Source organism: Fodinibius sp. AD559, assembly GCF_052712805.1.
In genome coordinates, this window is record NZ_JBQPVW010000003.1 from 255,141 (window position 1) to 273,252 (window position 18,112).

General features: G+C 43.2%; 14 protein-coding genes. 10 read left to right on the forward strand and 4 right to left on the reverse strand.

Features of this window, described 5'->3' with window-relative positions; all coding sequences use genetic code 11:
* Positions 1-23 precede the first annotated feature (23 nt).
* On the reverse strand, positions 24-944 hold the full coding sequence (locus ACQ4LT_RS06820) for a DUF58 domain-containing protein (protein WP_445665282.1): 921 nt from the start codon (positions 942-944) through the stop codon (positions 24-26).
* Between the two features lie 173 nt (positions 945-1,117).
* On the opposite strand from ACQ4LT_RS06820, the gene ACQ4LT_RS06825 reads away from it, so the two are divergent.
* Entirely contained in the window at positions 1,118-2,014 is an 897-nt protein-coding gene (locus tag ACQ4LT_RS06825; protein ID WP_445665283.1) for a dimethylarginine dimethylaminohydrolase family protein, read from the forward strand.
* Between the two features lie 153 nt (positions 2,015-2,167).
* Here ACQ4LT_RS06825 and ACQ4LT_RS06830 read toward each other — a convergent pair whose 3' ends face one another.
* Complete coding sequence (locus ACQ4LT_RS06830) at positions 2,168-2,299, reverse strand: four helix bundle protein (protein ID WP_445665531.1); 132 nt, start codon at positions 2,297-2,299, stop codon at positions 2,168-2,170.
* Between the two features lie 229 nt (positions 2,300-2,528).
* Here ACQ4LT_RS06830 and ACQ4LT_RS06835 point away from each other — a divergent pair, with 229 nt between their 5' ends.
* The 9 genes from ACQ4LT_RS06835 to ACQ4LT_RS06875 all read left to right on the forward strand — a co-directional run bounded on the left by ACQ4LT_RS06835 (position 2,529) and on the right by ACQ4LT_RS06875 (position 15,175).
* Positions 2,529-2,732: a CPXCG motif-containing cysteine-rich protein gene (locus ACQ4LT_RS06835; protein ID WP_445665284.1), complete on the forward strand. Its 204-nt coding sequence runs from the start codon at positions 2,529-2,531 to the stop codon at positions 2,730-2,732.
* Between the two features lie 410 nt (positions 2,733-3,142).
* On the forward strand, positions 3,143-4,261 hold the full coding sequence (carA, locus tag ACQ4LT_RS06840) for a glutamine-hydrolyzing carbamoyl-phosphate synthase small subunit (protein ID WP_445665285.1): 1,119 nt from the start codon (positions 3,143-3,145) through the stop codon (positions 4,259-4,261).
* A 78-nt stretch (positions 4,262-4,339) separates the two neighbouring features.
* Positions 4,340-7,177, forward strand: a complete 2,838-nt coding sequence (carB, locus tag ACQ4LT_RS06845; protein ID WP_445665286.1) for a carbamoyl-phosphate synthase large subunit — start codon at positions 4,340-4,342, stop codon at positions 7,175-7,177.
* 147 nt (positions 7,178-7,324) lie between these two features.
* Positions 7,325-9,505, forward strand: a complete 2,181-nt coding sequence (recQ, locus tag ACQ4LT_RS06850) for a DNA helicase RecQ (protein WP_445665287.1) — start codon at positions 7,325-7,327, stop codon at positions 9,503-9,505.
* Between the two features lie 173 nt (positions 9,506-9,678).
* Entirely contained in the window at positions 9,679-10,890 is a 1,212-nt protein-coding gene (locus ACQ4LT_RS06855; protein WP_445665288.1) for a D-alanine--D-alanine ligase family protein, read from the forward strand.
* Positions 10,891-10,917: 27 nt separating this feature from the next.
* Positions 10,918-12,423 (forward strand): ABC transporter substrate-binding protein, encoded by a 1,506-nt coding sequence (locus ACQ4LT_RS06860; protein WP_445665289.1) that lies wholly within the window; start codon positions 10,918-10,920, stop codon positions 12,421-12,423.
* 4 nt (positions 12,424-12,427) lie between these two features.
* Positions 12,428-13,300 carry an NAD(+)/NADH kinase gene (locus ACQ4LT_RS06865; RefSeq protein WP_445665290.1) on the forward strand — a complete coding sequence of 291 codons (873 nt, stop codon included), beginning with the start codon at positions 12,428-12,430 and terminating at the stop codon, positions 13,298-13,300.
* Between the two features lie 169 nt (positions 13,301-13,469).
* Positions 13,470-14,426, forward strand: coding sequence for a malate dehydrogenase (mdh, locus tag ACQ4LT_RS06870; protein ID WP_445665291.1), 957 nt, complete (start codon positions 13,470-13,472; stop codon positions 14,424-14,426).
* A 326-nt stretch (positions 14,427-14,752) separates the two neighbouring features.
* Positions 14,753-15,175 (forward strand): DUF6567 family protein, encoded by a 423-nt coding sequence (locus tag ACQ4LT_RS06875; RefSeq protein WP_445665292.1) that lies wholly within the window; start codon positions 14,753-14,755, stop codon positions 15,173-15,175.
* 156 nt (positions 15,176-15,331) lie between these two features.
* On the opposite strand, the gene ACQ4LT_RS06880 is transcribed toward ACQ4LT_RS06875, so the two are convergent.
* The gene (locus ACQ4LT_RS06880; RefSeq protein WP_445665293.1) at positions 15,332-17,011 is read right to left on the reverse strand and encodes a formate--tetrahydrofolate ligase; all 1,680 of its coding nucleotides are present in this window, start codon (positions 17,009-17,011) and stop codon (positions 15,332-15,334) included.
* 217 nt (positions 17,012-17,228) lie between these two features.
* Positions 17,229-18,038, reverse strand: a complete 810-nt coding sequence (locus ACQ4LT_RS06885) for a LabA-like NYN domain-containing protein (RefSeq protein ID WP_445665294.1) — start codon at positions 18,036-18,038, stop codon at positions 17,229-17,231.
* Between the last annotated feature and the right edge of the window lie 74 nt (positions 18,039-18,112).

An 18,112-nucleotide genomic window follows, 5' to 3' on the forward strand; every position in this document is an offset into this window, starting at 1 on the left:
TTATTCAAAACTTATAATTAATTCTATCCCAATCGTTTACGCTTATTCAGATAAGCCAGAAGTGCCAAATCAAACTCGCTTTGCGTATCCAGCTGTTCGAAGTCAATCTGGAACTCACTGCACGCCATCTTAAACCGGTGGGTCAACTCCTCAACTTTTTTCTGATAATCTTCGCGAATCTGTGCCGGCACCACCTCCATCTGTGATCCCGTTTCCATATCCTGCATCACCAGTCGGCGATCGGGAAAATCGAGCTCCCGCTCACTTTTTTCTTCCAAGACGTTAAAAAGTAACACCTCATGCTTGCAGTGCCGCAGATGCTTAAGGGCTGAAATCAGCTGATTATGCTTATCTACATTTTCAAACAGGTCAGTAAGCACCACAATCAGACTCCGATGGTTGAGACGTTCGGCCACCTCGTGCATCGCCTGCGCCGTAGCAGTTTGACGTTTATTATTATCCATATTCTTTTCCTGTTTCAGCAACTTCTCAAACTCGGCAAATAACATCCGAAGATGGGAATACGACGATTTTGCGGGAATAAAGTTGTTAATTCCTTCATCAAACGTAATCAGTCCACAGGCATCGCGCTGTCGATTCATCAAGTACATTAGCGAAGATCCAAAATGGATAGCATACCGCAGTTTGCTCCACGGGCTAAAATACTTGTAAAACATGGAGCTGCTGGTATCAAGCAATACATAACAGCGGAGATTCGTCTCCTCCTCATACTTTTTTACATAAAGTCGCTCCGTTTTGGCATACACTTTCCAGTCGATATGCTTAATTTCATCCCCGGGATTATAGGGACGATGCTCAGCAAACTCGACGCTGAATCCGTGATGCGGACTTTTATGCAGCCCGGATATAAAGCCCTCTACAATCTTTCGAGCACGTAGCTCCAGTGGAGCTAATTGCGACAGTAATTCGTGATCCAGCAGCATATCAGTGTTTTTTAGTTGAACTTTTAAACTAACGAATCTTTTCCTAAACCTTTATTCAATAATAACCGGAGATAAAAACGGGTTTAAAGTTTATTCTTTTATACAAATGGTTATCTTAGGAGCCCGAATTACGGAAGAACCTTTCTGAAATACTGTAACTAAGCTTAATATTTATGCCGCAAGTAATTACATCTGCAGATCAAATTGATTTCACTGTTGATGAACGTCCATCAATGCCGTTACCCACCGAGGTACTGATGGTACGCCCACTCCATTATTCTGTAGATTATGTTATTAATCCCCACATGGCGGATCAAGTGGGCAAGGTCGATAAAATTGAAGCCAATAATGAATGGAATCTCGTGCGATCACTTTTCGATCAAATCGGGATGAACATCCACATTATTGAAGATCAGGAAGGACTGCCCGATATGGTTTTTTGTGCTAACCAGAGCCTTCCCTATATCGACGAAGACAACAATAGACAAGTATTTATGAGCATCATGCATGCTGATGAGCGCAAAGATGAGGTACCCTATATTGAACAGTGGTACCGCCAAAACGGTTATGAAATTCATTATTTAAATGAGGATAAAATTAGTGACTTCGAAGGATGCGGCGATGCTATATGGCATACGGGCAAACGATTACTCTGGGGTGGGTATGGCTACCGATCGTCATTAGAGGCATACGAAACTATTTCTGACACCTTTGATGTACCCATCCTGGCCCTCGAACTCGTTGACGAATCATTTTACCATCTGGATACCTGTCTGTGTGTGTTGGATGAACATACTGCTCTGATTTATCCCGGTGCCTTTACCGAGGAAGGGCTCGAAATGATTCATAAAATGTTTGATACTGTCATCCAAGCTTCTAAATACGAGGCCGAGGAACTTTTTGCCTGCAATGCATCCTGTCCCGACGGGCGTAATATAATTATTCAACAGGGCTGTACCGATGTAAATAAGAACCTGCGCGATAATGGATTCTCAGTTCACGAAGTAAGTACCTACGAATATTTAAAAAGTGGTGGCAGTGTCTTCTGCATGAAGATGTTGCTTTGGTAGGATAGTATTGCAGTTCGGAGTGTTAAGGTTTAGTAGTTTACTTAATTTGACTTCGTAAATACTTGATTAAAGCAAGGGATAAATTTCTAACATCACTCGCTTTGCGATATGCTTCCTTTAACTCTACTTCATCAATATAATTTTGATCATAAGCTACGTATAATAGACTTTTGATTTCCTCACATGACTTTGCATGTAGTCCAAAAAGCGAATGAATTCTTTGGGAGAATATCTTCCAAATCCCTCAGCTATATTAGTCATAGCAGAAACTGATGCTCTTTGAATCTGGTCTCGTAGTCCAAAGTCCTTTCGAAACCTTGGCTTTTTTAGTCAATTCATACACTTGGTGGACTATTTTTCTTGATTCTTTCCAACAGTCTAACTCTTCAAAATTTTTAACAGTTGGCATTTTCCAGAAGCTTTTTTCGTTGTTTAGAAGTAAGATCACTCTAAACCTCAATCCTTACAGTAGAATCAAACTTCAACACTCCAACACTCACAAACTTACAACTTGATGAAACATAAAGGAGAGTCCCAGGGGGCTGAATACCGTTGTGCGTACTGCGGAGAAGTTAATCACACCTTCGTAGATCCCTCTCAAGGCAAGACCCAAAAATATATCGAAGATTGCCAGGTTTGCTGTCGTCCAAATAAACTTTCTGTTTCTTATGATAAGTGGAATAAGGAATTCATCATCCAAAGCAGTCAGACGCAATAAGAGCCGAGTGTTGCAGTATTGAAGTTTTAAGTTTCCTATCTTTTAAAACTCCGTTGATATTTCTAACAAAAAACTTACCATTGCAATACTTTTCCACTTTAAGACCCCAATAAATTGATTAAATCTTCCGTTGAAAATAGATTCTCGGATTTGTATCTTTCCACAGTTTTGCGCTGGAGCTGAACAAAGCGCACAAATTTTGAAATCTTGATGCTCTAACAGTAATCTTTTGATCTACCAATCTACTAAATTTGAAGTAGGTGGCAGGCTCAACTGCCTCGCAAAGTTTCCGAATGGCACTTCGATTCGGAAATCTCACATTCCATTCCCTTTTTTAAAATCCGACTCTTTGTTAGTCGGATTTTTTTTATGTCTAAACTTTAATACCACAAAACCAATATATCCTCAATATGTCACTCTATCCCAGAGATAAAGCTATCATTGCTCTATCCGACGGTACGGTCGAACACGGCTTTGCCATCGGTAAAAAAGGCACCACCGGCGGTGAACTTTGTTTCAACACCAGCATGGTCGGATACCAAGAAATATTTACCGATCCCAGTTACTACGGTCAGCTAATGATGATGACCTATCCCCATATCGGAAATTACGGCACCATGAATCGCGACAACGAAGCCCGTAAAGTCATGATTGCCGGGCTTATCGTTCGCTCTTTTTCGTGGGAGCACAGTAATCAACAAGCCGACGGTAATCTTCAGGAATATTTGGAACGCAACGAAGTAGTTGGCATCACCGGCATCGACACCCGCAAACTGGTACGTCATATACGCAGCAAAGGAGTAATGAATGCCGTCATCTCATCCACTGAACTGGACGAAGATAAGCTGGTGAAAAAAGCCAAGAACTGGGATGATATGGTCGGCCTGGAACTGGCGACTGAAGTTACACGCCCGGAGCCGCAAACTGTTCACAGTGACGGTCCTTTTAAAGTTGCCGCCTTTGACTACGGAATTAAGCAAAGTATCATTGATAACCTTGTTGAGCGGGGATGCACGCTACGCGTTTTTCCTGCTAAAGGCAATTTCAAAGAAGAGCTCGACCAATGGAATCCCGACGGATTCTTTTTTAGCAACGGACCCGGCGACCCGGATGCCACGGCTGAATATGCTTTAGATGCTGTAAATTACGCCAAGAGAACCGGCAAACCAATATTCGGAATTTGTCTCGGCCATCAGCTGATGGCACTATCCGAAGGTATCCAGACCACCAAAATGTATGTAGGTCATCGTGGAGCCAACCACCCAGTAAAAAATCTGGATACGGGATTAGTCGAAATTACCACTCAAAATCACGGTTTTGCCGTAGATGAAGAAGCTCTTGATGAATCAAAAGTAGAAGTAACACATAAAAACTTAAATGACGGTACAATTGAGGGGCTTCGATTCAAAAACTTCCCCGGCATGTCAGTGCAATATCACCCAGAAGCATCGCCCGGACCGCATGATTCTCGATATCTATTTGACCAGTTCCTGGATATGATCAAAGAAGGAAAAGGAGAACCCGTTTAAATCTAAGATACGGGCGTATCGCAATACCCCCAACGCTTCAAATTATAATCTATCAACGAATAGACCAGCATAAACCAAATGCCACGACGCGACGACATCAACAAAATTCTTATCATCGGATCAGGACCAATTGTAATCGGACAAGCAGCAGAATTTGACTATTCCGGATCTCAGGCCTGCAAATCACTTCGGGAAGACGGTTACGAAGTAGTGCTAATAAATTCTAATCCAGCGACCATCATGACAGATCCTATGATGGCCGATGAGGTTTACCTAAAGCCGCTTACCGAAGAGTCCATCAAAGAAATCGTAGAAATTGAAGAACCTGATGCAGTACTTCCTACAATGGGAGGACAAACAGGGCTTAACTTGACCCGAAACCTGCAACAGGAAAATTATTGGACAAAACATGAAATTAAAGTCATCGGTGTAGATATCGATGCCGTTGATATTACAGAAGATCGCCAGCAATTTCGCGATCTGATGGATGACATTGACATTCCGCAATGTAAAAGCCGGGCCGCTGAGTCAATGCTGGAGGCTAAAGAAATAACTGAAGAGCTGGGCGGGCTGCCGATTGTAATCCGTCCCTCATTTACCATGGGCGGAGCCGGCGGCGGTATCGTATGGAGTGAAGACGAATTTGAACGAAAAGTTCGCCGCGGACTGGAAATGAGTCCGGTGCATCGCGTACTTATCGAAGAATCTATTTTTGGATGGAAAGAGTACGAGCTCGAACTGCTTCGTGACCCCAATGATAATGTAGTGATCATCTGTACTGTCGAAAATATTGATCCGATGGGCGTGCATACCGGAGATTCAATGACCGTGGCCCCATCCCAAACGCTCACCGACAAGCAATTCCAGATGCTGCGCGATGCGGCTATCAAAATGATGCGCTCAATCGGAACCTTCGCCGGTGGATGTAACGTGCAGTTTGCCGTTGAGCCCGGCAGTGACCGTTTTGTTGCTATCGAAATTAATCCGCGCGTGAGTCGATCTTCCGCTCTCGCTTCCAAAGCAACCGGATACCCCATTGCTAAAATTGCAACCAAACTTGCGGTGGGATACAGCCTTGACGAACTGCCCAATCCTATTACCGGAAATACCTCGGCCTGCTTTGAGCCATCCATCGATTATGTAATTGTGAAAGCGCCCCGCTTTAACTTTGAGAAGTTTCCCAATGTTGATGAAGAACTGACTACACAGATGAAAGCGGTGGGCGAAGTAATGTCGATCGGACGCAACTTTCCCGAAGCACTAAATAAAGCGTACCAATCTCTGGAAATTGGTCGGGCCGGATTGGGCTCTGACGGTTATAACGAGATTGATCGCAAGGAGGTCCGCGAACGACTCAAAAAACCATACTGGGATCGCATGCTGAACATCCGAAACGCCTTTAAGCTGGGCGCATCGGTCGAAGAAATCGCAGACATCACCAAAGTTGATCCGTGGTTCCTACAACAGGTTCGGTATATGGTTTCGCTGGAGAATCGAACCGAGGGGCAATCGCTCGATACCATCTCGAAAGAAGATCTGTTTGAATTAAAACAAGCAGGCTTTGGTGATAAGCAGATTGCATGGATGCTGAGCCAAAGCAATGGTGAAGTCACCCAAAAACAGGTTCGTAAAAAGCGCCACGAGCTAAATCTCAAACCATCATTCAAGGTTGTAGACACCTGCGCCGCAGAATTCCCCGCAGAAACACCCTATTTTTACTCTGCCTACGAAGGGGAAAACGAAAGTGAGGTATCTGACAAAAAGAAAGTGATTATCCTGGGTAGTGGTCCCAACCGCATTGGCCAGGGCATTGAGTTTGACTACTCCTGCGTCCATGCTGTACAGGCCGCACAAGAAATGGGCTATGAAGCCATCATGATTAACTGTAATCCTGAAACTGTTTCCACTGATTTCGATACTGCTGACAAGCTCTACTTCGAGCCGGTCTTCTGGGAGCGCGTGATGGATATTTACGAGCATGAGCAACCGGAGGGTGTCATCCTACAAGTTGGCGGACAAACAGCCCTAAAATTAGGCAAAAAGTTTGTGGAAGAAGGAATCAAAATTTTTGGTACTGACTTCGAGAAGATCAACTTTGCCGAAGATCGCGGATCATTCTCAGAATTTCTCCGAGATCTCGATATCCCATTTCCCTCCTACGGAACGGCTGAAGATGTGGAAGGCGCACTCAAAATTGCTGATCGCATTGGCTATCCGGTGCTTATTCGACCAAGCTATGTACTCGGGGGACAGGGTATGCGCATTGCTGTTAAACAAGAAGAACTTGCATTCTATACAGAACGCGTTCTCGATACTCATCCCGAAAATGCCTTCCTCATCGACAAGTTTTTGGAAAATGCCGTTGAGGTAGATGTAGATGCCGTTTATGACGGAGAGGATATGCATATTGCAGGTATCATGCAGCATATTGAGCCGGCCGGTGTACACTCTGGTGATTCAACAGCCGTAATTCCGACTTATTCACTGAGCGATACGGCCATTGATAAAATCAAAGAATATCACGAGAAAATTGCCTCAAACATGAATATCAAAGGCTTCTTGAACGTGCAGTATGCTGTTAAGGGTGATGAAGTTTATGTGTTGGAAGCAAATCCACGATCAACACGGACTATCCCATTTCTTGCCAAAGCAACAGAACGCCCCGAAGCACAAATTGCCGTAAAAGTTATGCTGGGCGCCAAGCTCAAAGACTTTGATAAAGAAGATTTAACCTCGAAGCTTAATAAGTGGGCTATCAAAGAACCAGTATTCCCATTTGATAAGTTTCCGGAAGTCAAAAAAGAACTCGGACCCGAGATGAAATCCACCGGAGAAACCATCTACTTTATGGAGGATTTCAATGACGAACACTTCAAAAAACCATACGAGTTTAAAAACCTTTATCTGAGCAAGTAATAATCTTATATTTATTTACTTTTTAGCGGATGCCATCGTGATGAACGGTGGCATCTATTTTCAGAACTAAACCCTACTTTCAGCACATTAATTTATAATTACGATTTACTCGGACTTACCAAGTAAATCAGATTTTACCAGCAATAAATGATCAAAGAAGCACGCAATAAGCTTAATAATGTTTTTGGTTTTGAGGATTTCCGTCCTCTTCAGGAAGATATTATTTCGAACGTCATGGACGAGAAGGATACGCTCGTCATCATGCCCACAGGAGGCGGAAAATCACTCTGCTATCAAATTCCAGCCCTCCTCTTTGATGGATTGACCATCGTCGTATCGCCGCTTATTTCGCTGATGAAAGATCAGGTTGAGCAGCTTCAACAATATGATATCCCTGCGATTTATCTTAACAGCTCACTTACTGAACAGGAATACGAGCACAACGTACAGCGATTAAAAAACAAGGAGATAAAACTGCTGTATCTTGCGCCAGAAACGCTGTTGATGGACCGAACACGCGATCTGCTTTCTAATCAAAAGATCGACCTGTTTACGATTGATGAGGCACACTGTATCTCGGAATGGGGGCATGATTTCCGTCCCGACTATCGCGAGCTCACCAAAGTTCGAGACGAACTTCCCAATGCAACGTGCCTGGCACTGACGGCCACAGCCACTCCACGCGTGCGCCAGGACATTAAAAATGTGCTGGAATTTGAAGAATCCGATACTTTTTTAGCCAGCTTTGATCGCAAAAACCTATTCTTGAAAGTAGCCGACAAACAAGATCCGGTGGAGCAAACACTCGACTTTCTTTACACGCGAAAAAAACAGTCGGGCATTATTTACTGCTTTTCCCGCAAGCAGGTAGAAGAACTTTTTGTGGAACTGAAAAAAGCCGGACATTCCGTCAAACCCTACCATGCGGGATTATCAAAAAAGCTGCGCAATAGAAACCAAGAGCTATTTATTCGGGATGACATCTCTATTATCGTAGCTACTATTGCTTTTGGGATGGGAATCGACAAATCCAATGTGCGCTTTGTAATGCACTACGATATGCCCAAGAATATCGAATCGTACTACCAACAAATTGGTCGGGCCGGACGTGACGGACTGCGTTCGGATTGCCTGTTACTCTACAGCCGATCCGATAAACAAAAGATTCAGTACTTCATTAATCAAAAAGAAGGCAAAGAAAAAGAGGTGGCTGAGAAGCATCTCAAAGACCTGATGAAATTTCTGGAAACCGATGAATGCCGCCGTGTACCACTGATGAAATACTTTGGGGAAACGTATGAAAAAGATGAATGCGGCATGTGTGATAACTGCTTATCGGTAGATGCCGAAGTAGAAGACTTAACTGTACAGGCACAAAAAATGCTTTCCTGCATTGCACGTACAAATGAAGACTTTGACGCCTACTATATTGCAGATGTTTTGCGCGGATCTACCAAGGAAAAAGTGTTAAAAAACGGTCACGATGAACTTTCTACTTATGATATTGGCAACGAATGGGCAAAAGAGCACTGGATTCTACTGGCCCGCCTGCTCGTTAAACAGGGATATCTGGGACGCGAGGAACAACACGGAGCGCTGAACATTACTGATCAGGGACAAGCCGTTTTAAACGGGAAAGAAAATGTATTTGGCGTACTCGACCGCAGTGACACTGTTGTAGATGATGAGGCTATCGATCGAACCTCAGCTGATGTCGAAAACAATTATGATAAAGATCTGTTTGAGCAGCTGAAAAAGAAACGTAAAGAACTGGCCGATCAGCAATCAGTACCTCCTCATGCTATTTTCCCGGATACTACACTGATGGAAATGGCATACTACTATCCCCAATCCAAAGATAATCTAATACCCATTTATGGAGTGGGAACGGTAAAGCTGAAAAAGTACGCCACTGATTTTCTAAAAATCATCAACAAATACTGCCGGGCTAACGACATCGAAGAAAACACCGATTCGCTGCAAGAGAAAAAAGAGAAGCAGCAGGAGCACGGCGAACCATACGAGCGAATTGGTAAAGAGTTTAATGCCGGCAAGTCAATTGATCACCTGGCTGAACAATTTGGCGTCAAAGATGTTACTATCATCAATTATCTGAAGAAATACCTTAAGGAAGGTAATAAACTACGTCCGGAAGGTATTGTAAAAGCCTCGTCGCTTTCTAACCGTAAGCGCGATGAGGTGCTGGAAGTTATGGACGAAGTGCCTACGCATATGCTGCGCAAAGTTTATACCGAGCTCGACAAATCGGTAAGTTACAGCGAGCTACGCATTATCCAGCTATATTACATGGCAAAAAATAAAAAATAATTCGATCGGCAGTACTTGTACTTCTTAATTCCTGGTATTCGAGGAGAATAACAGCCCTGATCCATTTACTTCGCAAGCAAAATCCCCTCTTCTTTTTTGCATTTATATCACATCTGAGGCGATCTTTTCTTATTATTCGGGGTGCACATTAACCTAAATTCGAATACTGTTTTATGAGTTCTCGTAATCTCGTTGTGGCATTTGGTGGCGTTTCACCCGAGCATGAAGTATCAGTACTTACGGCTATGCAGGCCATCGCCTCTCTGAAGGGAACCAATTACAGCATCATTCCGCTTTATATTTCAAAATCGGGACGATGGCTAACAGGCGATTCGCTTCTGGAAATGGAAAACTACCAGGACCTCGACGAGCTGAAAGAACAGGCTACTCACTGTACATTTTCGCATGATGATTTAGGAAAACCGGTACTGCTGGAAACAGAAAAAAAAGGATTATTCAGCTCCCCAAATAGTTACCCTATCCATGCCCTCATCCCGGCTTTTCACGGCTCGGAAGGAGAAAATGGCGCTTTCCAAGGGACGTGTGAAATGTATAATATTCCCTATGCCGGCAGCGGTGTTTTCGCATCAAGTCTGGGTATGGATAAAGTAAAAGCAAAAGATATTTGCCGGGCTCATGACATCCCCATTGTAGAGGGATTCGATTTCTATGAATCAGAATGGGTTAAAGACCAGCAATCAATTTTAAAATTTGCCGAACAGCTCGGTTATCCCGTCATCTTAAAACCGGTAAATTTAGGCAGTAGTATTGGTGTTTCCAGAGCTGAACACGAGGATGAGCTTATTGAGGCTATAGAAACGGCTTTTCGTTACGATGAAAACCTGATGGTAGAAAAGGCCATATCGCCTCTTACTGAGATCAACTGCTCTGTATTAGGTACTGCACATGACCTTCAAACGAGTGTTTGCGAACGTCCACTTGGACAAGACGAAACGCTTTCTTTTGAGGATAAGTACCAGTCTGACAACGGATCTCAAAAAGGAATGGCTTCGGCTGATCGTGAAATACCCGCTGATATTTCAGATGATCTAACCCAGAAAATTCAATTGCTGTCAGAAAAGATATTTAAATTATTTAGAGCCTCAGGCATTGCCCGTCTCGATTTCCTGGTTAATGGAGATACCAAAGAACTCTATTTCAATGAGATTAACACCATTCCAGGATCGTTCTCGTTTTACCTTTGGGAGGAAAGCGGAATGAATATGCGTGAATTAATGCTGAAGTTAATTGATATAGCTACCGAACAGCATCAGAAAAAAGTAGGACGTATTCGTTCTTATGATACGAATCTCCTCAATGAAAAAGCTGTAAAAGGCATAAAAGGATTAAAAGGAGCTCAACAACAACGAGCATCGGATAAATAATTATTATTAACCATAATTTTCGGATTCATGAAATTACTTAGCTCCCAGAATTATTTACCTGCACTTATTTTATCATTGGTGTTGCTGTGGGGATGTAAACAGCCGGAGACAGTGGTTATAGAGAACGCACCTACTGTATCGGCGCCCTCCGATACTACTGAAGAATATCCCACCGGTGATGACGATTCAGATTTTACAAAATTGGTTATCGGTGAATACCAATCAATTACAAGTTTTGATCCTTTGCTGGCAGACAATGGGGCAACAATGCGAGCGCTGCAGTTGGTTTACGAAGGCCTCGTCCGCCTGGATGCTGATGGAAATACCATTCCCGCCGTGGCAAAAAAATGGGAAGTCAGCAATGACTCACTTACCTATACTTTTACCCTTCATCAAAATATATACTATCACGACAGTGATGTATTTAACACCGGAACCGGCCGACGCCTTACCCCACGGGATGTTAAATTTGTCTTTGAGCGAATGGCCAAAGTTGGTAATCCTCCCACAGCTGCAAAGTTATTTTGGGATATCAAAGGTTTTGAGCCTTTTTATCAGGAGCAGCACAAGGTTTATGCACCAGAAAAACGGACGCTCTCTGATGTATCAGGCATTCAAACACCAAATGACAGCACCATTGTTTTTGAGCTCCATGAACAAGATCCAAAGTTTTTAAAAAAGCTGGCTACACCCTATGCCGTAATCTATCCACGGGAGGCAGTAACTGCTACACCAAATTCTTTTGCTCCTGTAGGTACGGGTCCATTCACACTTTCATCCCAAACCGCCGATTCGGCTTATATTTTTGCCAAATCGCAAAAATATCATGAGTCCAAAACCATTCGCCTAAACAGAGTTGATATTCTTACACGGAATTCCAAATCCAACCTAATGCGACAAATGGGATCAGGCGACATCCAATTACTCCCTGAACTTGGACCTAATATAATCAAGAATGTGACAACAGATGCAGGAACACTTAAAACAGGATTCAATGATCGATATAAATTGACGAAACGGAGCAGCTTTAACGAAATCACAGTCCGCTCCAATTCGAATGCAAATATCACTGATGAGGACGCAGACCGCATCTCACACTTGGCCTATTCGAATACATCATCCTACTTTGAACAGCTGCCAAGTTCTATTGTCACTGTTGATTCTACTGCAAGTCAGCAACCATCAGATACAACTATTACTGAAGAGAATTTGTATGCGGTTTTTTCTGAAGACCCATTTGCCCGGACGTACCTGGCGAATCTTGCAAAAATATTGGGCCGTCAAGACGTAGAACTTAGTATGACCAAACTGCGTACTCCTACCAGAAATACAGACCTATGGGTTACACAACACGCTCCGCTCATACATAACAAGATGGATAAATTGAACAGTGATTATCCCGAACTCTTTCGCTTTCGGGTGTACCCAACGGCACTGCAGCGCAATGAAATAACGGGACTCAATTTTAATCAATACGGATGGTGGCTTGACTTGCGCGGCGTTTCCCTTCCGACTCCCGACAAACTAAATTAGCATCATGAAATTTGCGGTTATAGCAAACCCCCAAAAGTATTCCGTTAAAGAGCCCTTTATCGACCTGTTAACGTGGTCGGACGATCACGAGGTAAAGGTTTACTTCTGTTCGGATTTAAAAGATCTATATGATGGTAAGGACCATCCCTCGGCAGTAGTAGTTGAGGATGAAGAATCAGCTATCGACAAAGCTGATATTATTATCGCTCTTGGGGGCGATGGTACCATGTTATATACCGCTCGTCTAATGAAGAGCATCCAAAAACCGATTCTTGGCGTCAATAGTGGTCGTCTTGGCTTTATGGCCTATACCCAGAAAGAGAATCTTCATCAGGCCCTTGACCATCTTGTCAAAGATGAATACCGCATCGAAAAACGTTACCTACTTGAGGCGAAAGACAACCAGGGTAACATCTATCACGCGCTTAACGAGTTCCTATTTTCCAAGAAGGACTCCACCTCTATGGTAAATGTAAGCGCGGAATACAATAAGATGTTTATCAACAATTATTGGGCGGATGGTTTGATTGTCGCCTCCCCTACGGGATCTACCGCTTATAATCTATCTTCCGACGGCCCTATTGTAATGCCTAATACCGATGTAATGGTAGTAACCCCTATCAATCCCCATACACTTACAACCCGTCCATTGGTTTTATCTTCAAACAAGGATCTAAAGGTAACCGTCCAAAAACAAGAGCATGAGGTGTTATTTTCTTATGACGGACAAATAAAGGAAATCTCTGATTATCCTTATGAGGTCAATATTAAACGCTCCAACTTTACGATTGATCTGATTGAACTACCCAATCAAAGCTATTTTGATACCCTCCGTAACAAGCTGATGTGGGGCATGGATTCAAGACAGAGAAGTTAGGGAGTGCTCAAGTATTGAAGTGTTTGAGTATGTAACTTCAGAACTTACCAAACTTTAGCACTCCAACACTTCCTCAACTTCCATACTTAAACACTTCGTACGCCTGATATTCAGGAGATAAAACATTATCTTAAACCTGAAATTTTTAACCCCCAAAACTATTAGTCTCATGAAAGTAACAGTAGTCGGTGCCGGCGGTAATGTCGGTTCAACGGTATCAATGGCCGTAGCACAACGCGATTTTGCCAAAGAAGTTGTAATGGTCGATATCGTGCAGGAGAAAAACGGAGATAAAATCTATCCATCCAAAGGACGCGCACTCGATCAGTGGGAATCATCGCCCATTCATCAGTTTGACACCAAGCTGACCGGAACGGTTGATTATGAAGATACAGCCGGATCAGACGTTTGCGTAATAACAGCAGGTGTACCTCGTAAGCCGGGCATGAGTCGCGACGACCTGCTTGAGATTAATGCTAATATTGTTCAGGATGTTACTGAAAAGCTCGTAAAGCATTCTCCAAACACAATCATTATTGTTGTTTCCAATCCGCTTGATGTAATGGCACAGGTTGCCCTCGAAACCAGCGGATTCGACTCAAGCCGCGTGATGGGTATGGCCGGTATTTTGGATACGGCTCGCTACCGCTCCTTCCTTGCCGAAGAAATTGGTGTATCCCCCAAAGACATTCAAGCACTGTTGCTTGGCGGACACGGAGACACCATGGTGCCCCTTCCCCGCTTCACCACTGTTTGCGGTATGCCAATCACTCAGTTTGTTGATGAAGACAAACTCGAAGAAATTGTTGAACGTACCAAAGGCGGCGGTGGTGAGCTCGTCAACCTGATGGGAACTTCTGCATGGTACGCTCCGGGCGCTGCTGCCGCACAGATGGTAGAAGCTATTATGCTCGATCAAAATCGGGTATTTCCCTGCGCTGCTCATCTGAACGGCGAATACGGACAGGAAGATCTGTTTCTTGGCGTTCCCGTTAAGCTGGGCAAAGGCGGAATAAAAGAAATAATAGAGGTTGACTTAAACGACGAAGAACAACAACTTTTAGATGAGTCGGCTGATCACGTACATTCTGTACTTAAAGAATTCCGTCAGCTGATGGACAAATAAATCGCAATAAATTGAGGACGTAAGGCCCTCACTACTTGCATTTTTTAAAAAAGGACTCCGCAGATCATACCGGAGTCCTTTTTTTATTGTGATTTCTTTTTGCCAGTAAAACAAGATTTATTTTGTTTGCTCAAAAAGAATTTTGAGTAATATTATGTAGCTGGCCGCTTCTCTATCTCGTTCTCAGTCGCTATACATCCCTTTTCATCACTCCGGCAACTCTTAGCGATGAGAGGACTGTCTTGGCTTTCGTTTATTATTGTTAAACTTTTATAAGATTATATTTTTTAGCGTTAAAAACCTTCATCAAAAAATATTTAAGTCTTATGAAAAACATTCATCATTTAATGATCATATTACTTTTATCGATCATCGTAACCGGCTGTAGTACATCCGGGGCATTCTATTCGGCTAATCTCACTGAGGTTCAATTAACAGAAGCCAATTATGAAGTGGTAGCTACGAATGTAACCGGTGAAGCCACTTCCGGATATATATTGGGTGCAAGTACCGGTATTGGATACCAGCAGATGCAAACATTTGCCATCGCACGTGTTTCCGGAAGCGGCAAGATATATGGAGAAGCAATTGAAGATTTATGGCAAAATTTCCGCAAAGAAAATGGTGATGTAGAGGGACGTAATTTAGCTCTTGTTAATCTTAGTTATGATACTGATGCCCTTAATTTATTCCTTTATACACAACCTCAAGTATCAGTTAGAGCTGATGTAATTGAATTTAAGGAATAGTAGGAAAGAGTGGGACTATTTCCTCAACTCAACTTTCTATTGGCATACTCGGAAACAGACGCAAAGCGTCTTGATTACCGTTAGCACTTGCTTTTTTAAAGGACTCTGCCGACCATAGCAGAGTCCTTTTTCATACCATCCAAGCCTTACAGTTGCTTAAAACAGACCGGTAATAACTCCGTCATCATCCACATCCATATCCTCTGCTGCAGGACGCTTGGGCAGTCCCGGCATCAGCATCATATTCCCACAAATAATTACCAGGAATCCCGCCCCTGCTGATAATTGCACATCCGTTACCGTAAGCGTAAAGTCTTTGGGCGCACCTTTCAATGATGAATCATCAGAAAGCGACGATTGCGTCTTTGCAATACAGATCGGCAGATCTCCATAACCAAGCTTCTTATATCTTGCCAGATTTTTAAGTGCTTTTTTCTCAAAGTAGATATCATTTGCTCCATATATTTCAGTAGCAATGGTATGGACTTTATCCTCGACCGGCTCATCCAAATCATATAGCGTTACCTTTTCGGGATCCGGATTAGCCTCAGCAAGATCAACCGTTTTTTCTGCCAATTCCGTTACTCCTTCTCCACCTTCGGCAAATCCATCGTGGGCTGCACATTCTACCCCCATCTCTTTGCAGAACTCATAGATGCGATCAATCTCATGCTGACGGTCACCCTCAAACTTGTTGATAGCCACTACAATCGGAGCCTTGAACTTCTTCATATTCTCGATATGAGCTCGCAAGTTCTCCAGTCCTTTTTCAAAAATCTCCGGATCGTCATATCCATTCTGGGCCTGCTCTACTGATAATCCGCCATGGTGTTTTATAGCCCGACAAGTTGCTACAAGTACTACCGCCGACGGCCAGATATCAGACGTTCGACAAACAATATCAAAGAATTTTTCTGCACCGAGGTCCGCACCGAAACCAGCTTCTGTGACCACGTAATCCGCAAGTTTCAGTCCGATCTTGTTACCCAAAATACTACTTGTACCATGGGCAATATTGGCAAATGGTCCGGCATGTATGAGGGCCGGCACGTGCTCGAGCGTCTGCACCAGATTCGGCATAATGGCCTCGTTCAAAACAACCGCCATCGCCTTATGTGCATCCAGGTCACGAGCCCGAACCGCTTCGCCCGATCGGTTGTATCCTACTACAATTTTACCGAGTCGTTCTTTTAAATCTTCGCGAGAAGTTGCCAGCGCCAAAATAGCCATAATCTCTGAGGCCGCCGTAATTAAAAAGCTGGATTCACGAGGCACCCCATTTACCTTTCCCCCCAGCCCCACCACGGTATTGCGCAGGGCACGGTCATTCATATCCATCGCGCGATTCCAAAGCGTATTCGTCACATCAATATCCAGTTCGTTACCTTTGTAGATATGATTATCCAGTATGGCCGCCAACAGATTATGTGCTGTTGACAGGGCATGAATATCCCCGTTAAAATGGAGATTAATTCGTTCCATCGGTATTACCTGTGAATAACCACCGCCGGCAGCTCCACCCTTAATACCGAATACGGGTCCAAGGGACGGTTCCCGAAGGGCAACAAGGGGCTTCTTACCAATTTTCTGTAATCCTTGGCTCAATCCAATCGATGTTAACGTTTTGCCTTCTCCCGCAGGCGTTGGGGTCATAGCCGTAACCAGAATGAGTTTACCGTCGGGACGATCTTTGAATTTCTCTAAAACATTCAGTCGAATTTTTCCCGTATATTTTCCGTAAAATTCAAAATTCTCTTCATCCAGTTCAAGATCCGCCATAAACTGACGCATGTGATTCAGAGGGGCTTCTTGCGCAATCTTAATACTTTCTTCCATAATGATATTTGTTACTTTAGACTCTCTAAGATACACATATAAGAAAACTTATATTAGACAAAAGAGTCTTTTATTTCTTTTAGGAAATAGGCTAACAAGAAATGTATTAAAGCGCAATATTTAATTGTCATTTAGAATTTTTTTAGGAGCTAATTCCCCTCTTATCCCCCTTTCATTACCGATTACTTTTGGATCATTTTTTTTGTCATTAATTGAATTACGGAGCCGATATCAAGACGATATCTTCGGCAACCAGTCCTTTCTCATTTTCGACAAGATCAAATTCAAAAATAAGATCTCGGCTGGGTAGAAAATCGGTATCAAAGTTATTTTCGAACTGGGAAATGTGCGCAAATACCGTACTGTATGGCGATTCTTCAAAACGGGAATCGGTAATCCAAAGATTTTCGCCTATATCTGTTAGAAAGCGCAGAAACCCATAACCATCTTCATGTGAAAAATCATAGCAGACGCCGCGTACACGAGAGCCGGGCTTACCCCATCCGTAGGGCGATTCGATGGGCAGAAGCCCCGGAATCAGGTACCCTGAGATATAAACATCTGTCTCTTTCTTCAGATTTTCAGACATATCATCAAAACCGACGAGTTCTACACGCGTGCCTTTGCGCTGCACAGCATCCACCACACTTACATAACTACCATTATTAGTCAAGAGCACAATTTTATCCAAGTCATCCGCCTGCGTAACCATATCGACGGCCATATCCATATCGACGGTAGATTTCGTAATTGTCTCCTGGGTTTCCTCATCCCGATAGTATTGAACGGGCTCTTTTATCACCTTGTACTCAAAATCACGCAGCACTTCGCTAAAGCGTGTCGTCTTATTCTCATAGTCTTGATCTTCTTCGGCCCTTCGCTCATCAAACGCAAGGTACACATTCATCCGTGAGGGCCTCATACCATCGCGACAGGCAAACTTACGCAGCACATCATACCGAAGACCAAAACCGCCATTCATAGTTACATTTACCGCGTCAACATAAATACCAACTTTGCCCTTCATAATAATATCACCAAATAGTTTTAGGAATTATTTGATCAATAATTTTTTAAGCAAGGCAGGAAATCCCATTTGAT

Excerpts from the sequence above, each read along its gene's own strand:
- carA (WP_445665285.1), top strand. The coding sequence starts at position 3,143 with ATGTCACTCTATCCCAGAGATAAAGCTATCATTGCTCTATCCGACGGT.
- mdh (WP_445665291.1), top strand. The coding sequence starts at position 13,470 with ATGAAAGTAACAGTAGTCGGTGCCGGCGGTAATGTCGGTTCAACGGTA.
- recQ (WP_445665287.1), top strand. The coding sequence starts at position 7,325 with ATGATCAAAGAAGCACGCAATAAGCTTAATAATGTTTTTGGTTTTGAG.
- ACQ4LT_RS06820 (WP_445665282.1), bottom strand. The coding sequence starts at position 944 with ATGCTGCTGGATCACGAATTACTGTCGCAATTAGCTCCACTGGAGCTA.
- ACQ4LT_RS06885 (WP_445665294.1), bottom strand. The coding sequence starts at position 18,038 with ATGAAGGGCAAAGTTGGTATTTATGTTGACGCGGTAAATGTAACTATG.
- ACQ4LT_RS06875 (WP_445665292.1), top strand. The coding sequence starts at position 14,753 with ATGAAAAACATTCATCATTTAATGATCATATTACTTTTATCGATCATC.
- ACQ4LT_RS06865 (WP_445665290.1), top strand. The coding sequence starts at position 12,428 with ATGAAATTTGCGGTTATAGCAAACCCCCAAAAGTATTCCGTTAAAGAG.
- ACQ4LT_RS06880 (WP_445665293.1), bottom strand. The coding sequence starts at position 17,011 with ATGGAAGAAAGTATTAAGATTGCGCAAGAAGCCCCTCTGAATCACATG.
- ACQ4LT_RS06855 (WP_445665288.1), top strand. The coding sequence starts at position 9,679 with ATGAGTTCTCGTAATCTCGTTGTGGCATTTGGTGGCGTTTCACCCGAG.
- ACQ4LT_RS06835 (WP_445665284.1), top strand. The coding sequence starts at position 2,529 with ATGAAACATAAAGGAGAGTCCCAGGGGGCTGAATACCGTTGTGCGTAC.
- ACQ4LT_RS06860 (WP_445665289.1), top strand. The coding sequence starts at position 10,918 with ATGAAATTACTTAGCTCCCAGAATTATTTACCTGCACTTATTTTATCA.
- carB (WP_445665286.1), top strand. The coding sequence starts at position 4,340 with ATGCCACGACGCGACGACATCAACAAAATTCTTATCATCGGATCAGGA.
- ACQ4LT_RS06825 (WP_445665283.1), top strand. The coding sequence starts at position 1,118 with ATGCCGCAAGTAATTACATCTGCAGATCAAATTGATTTCACTGTTGAT.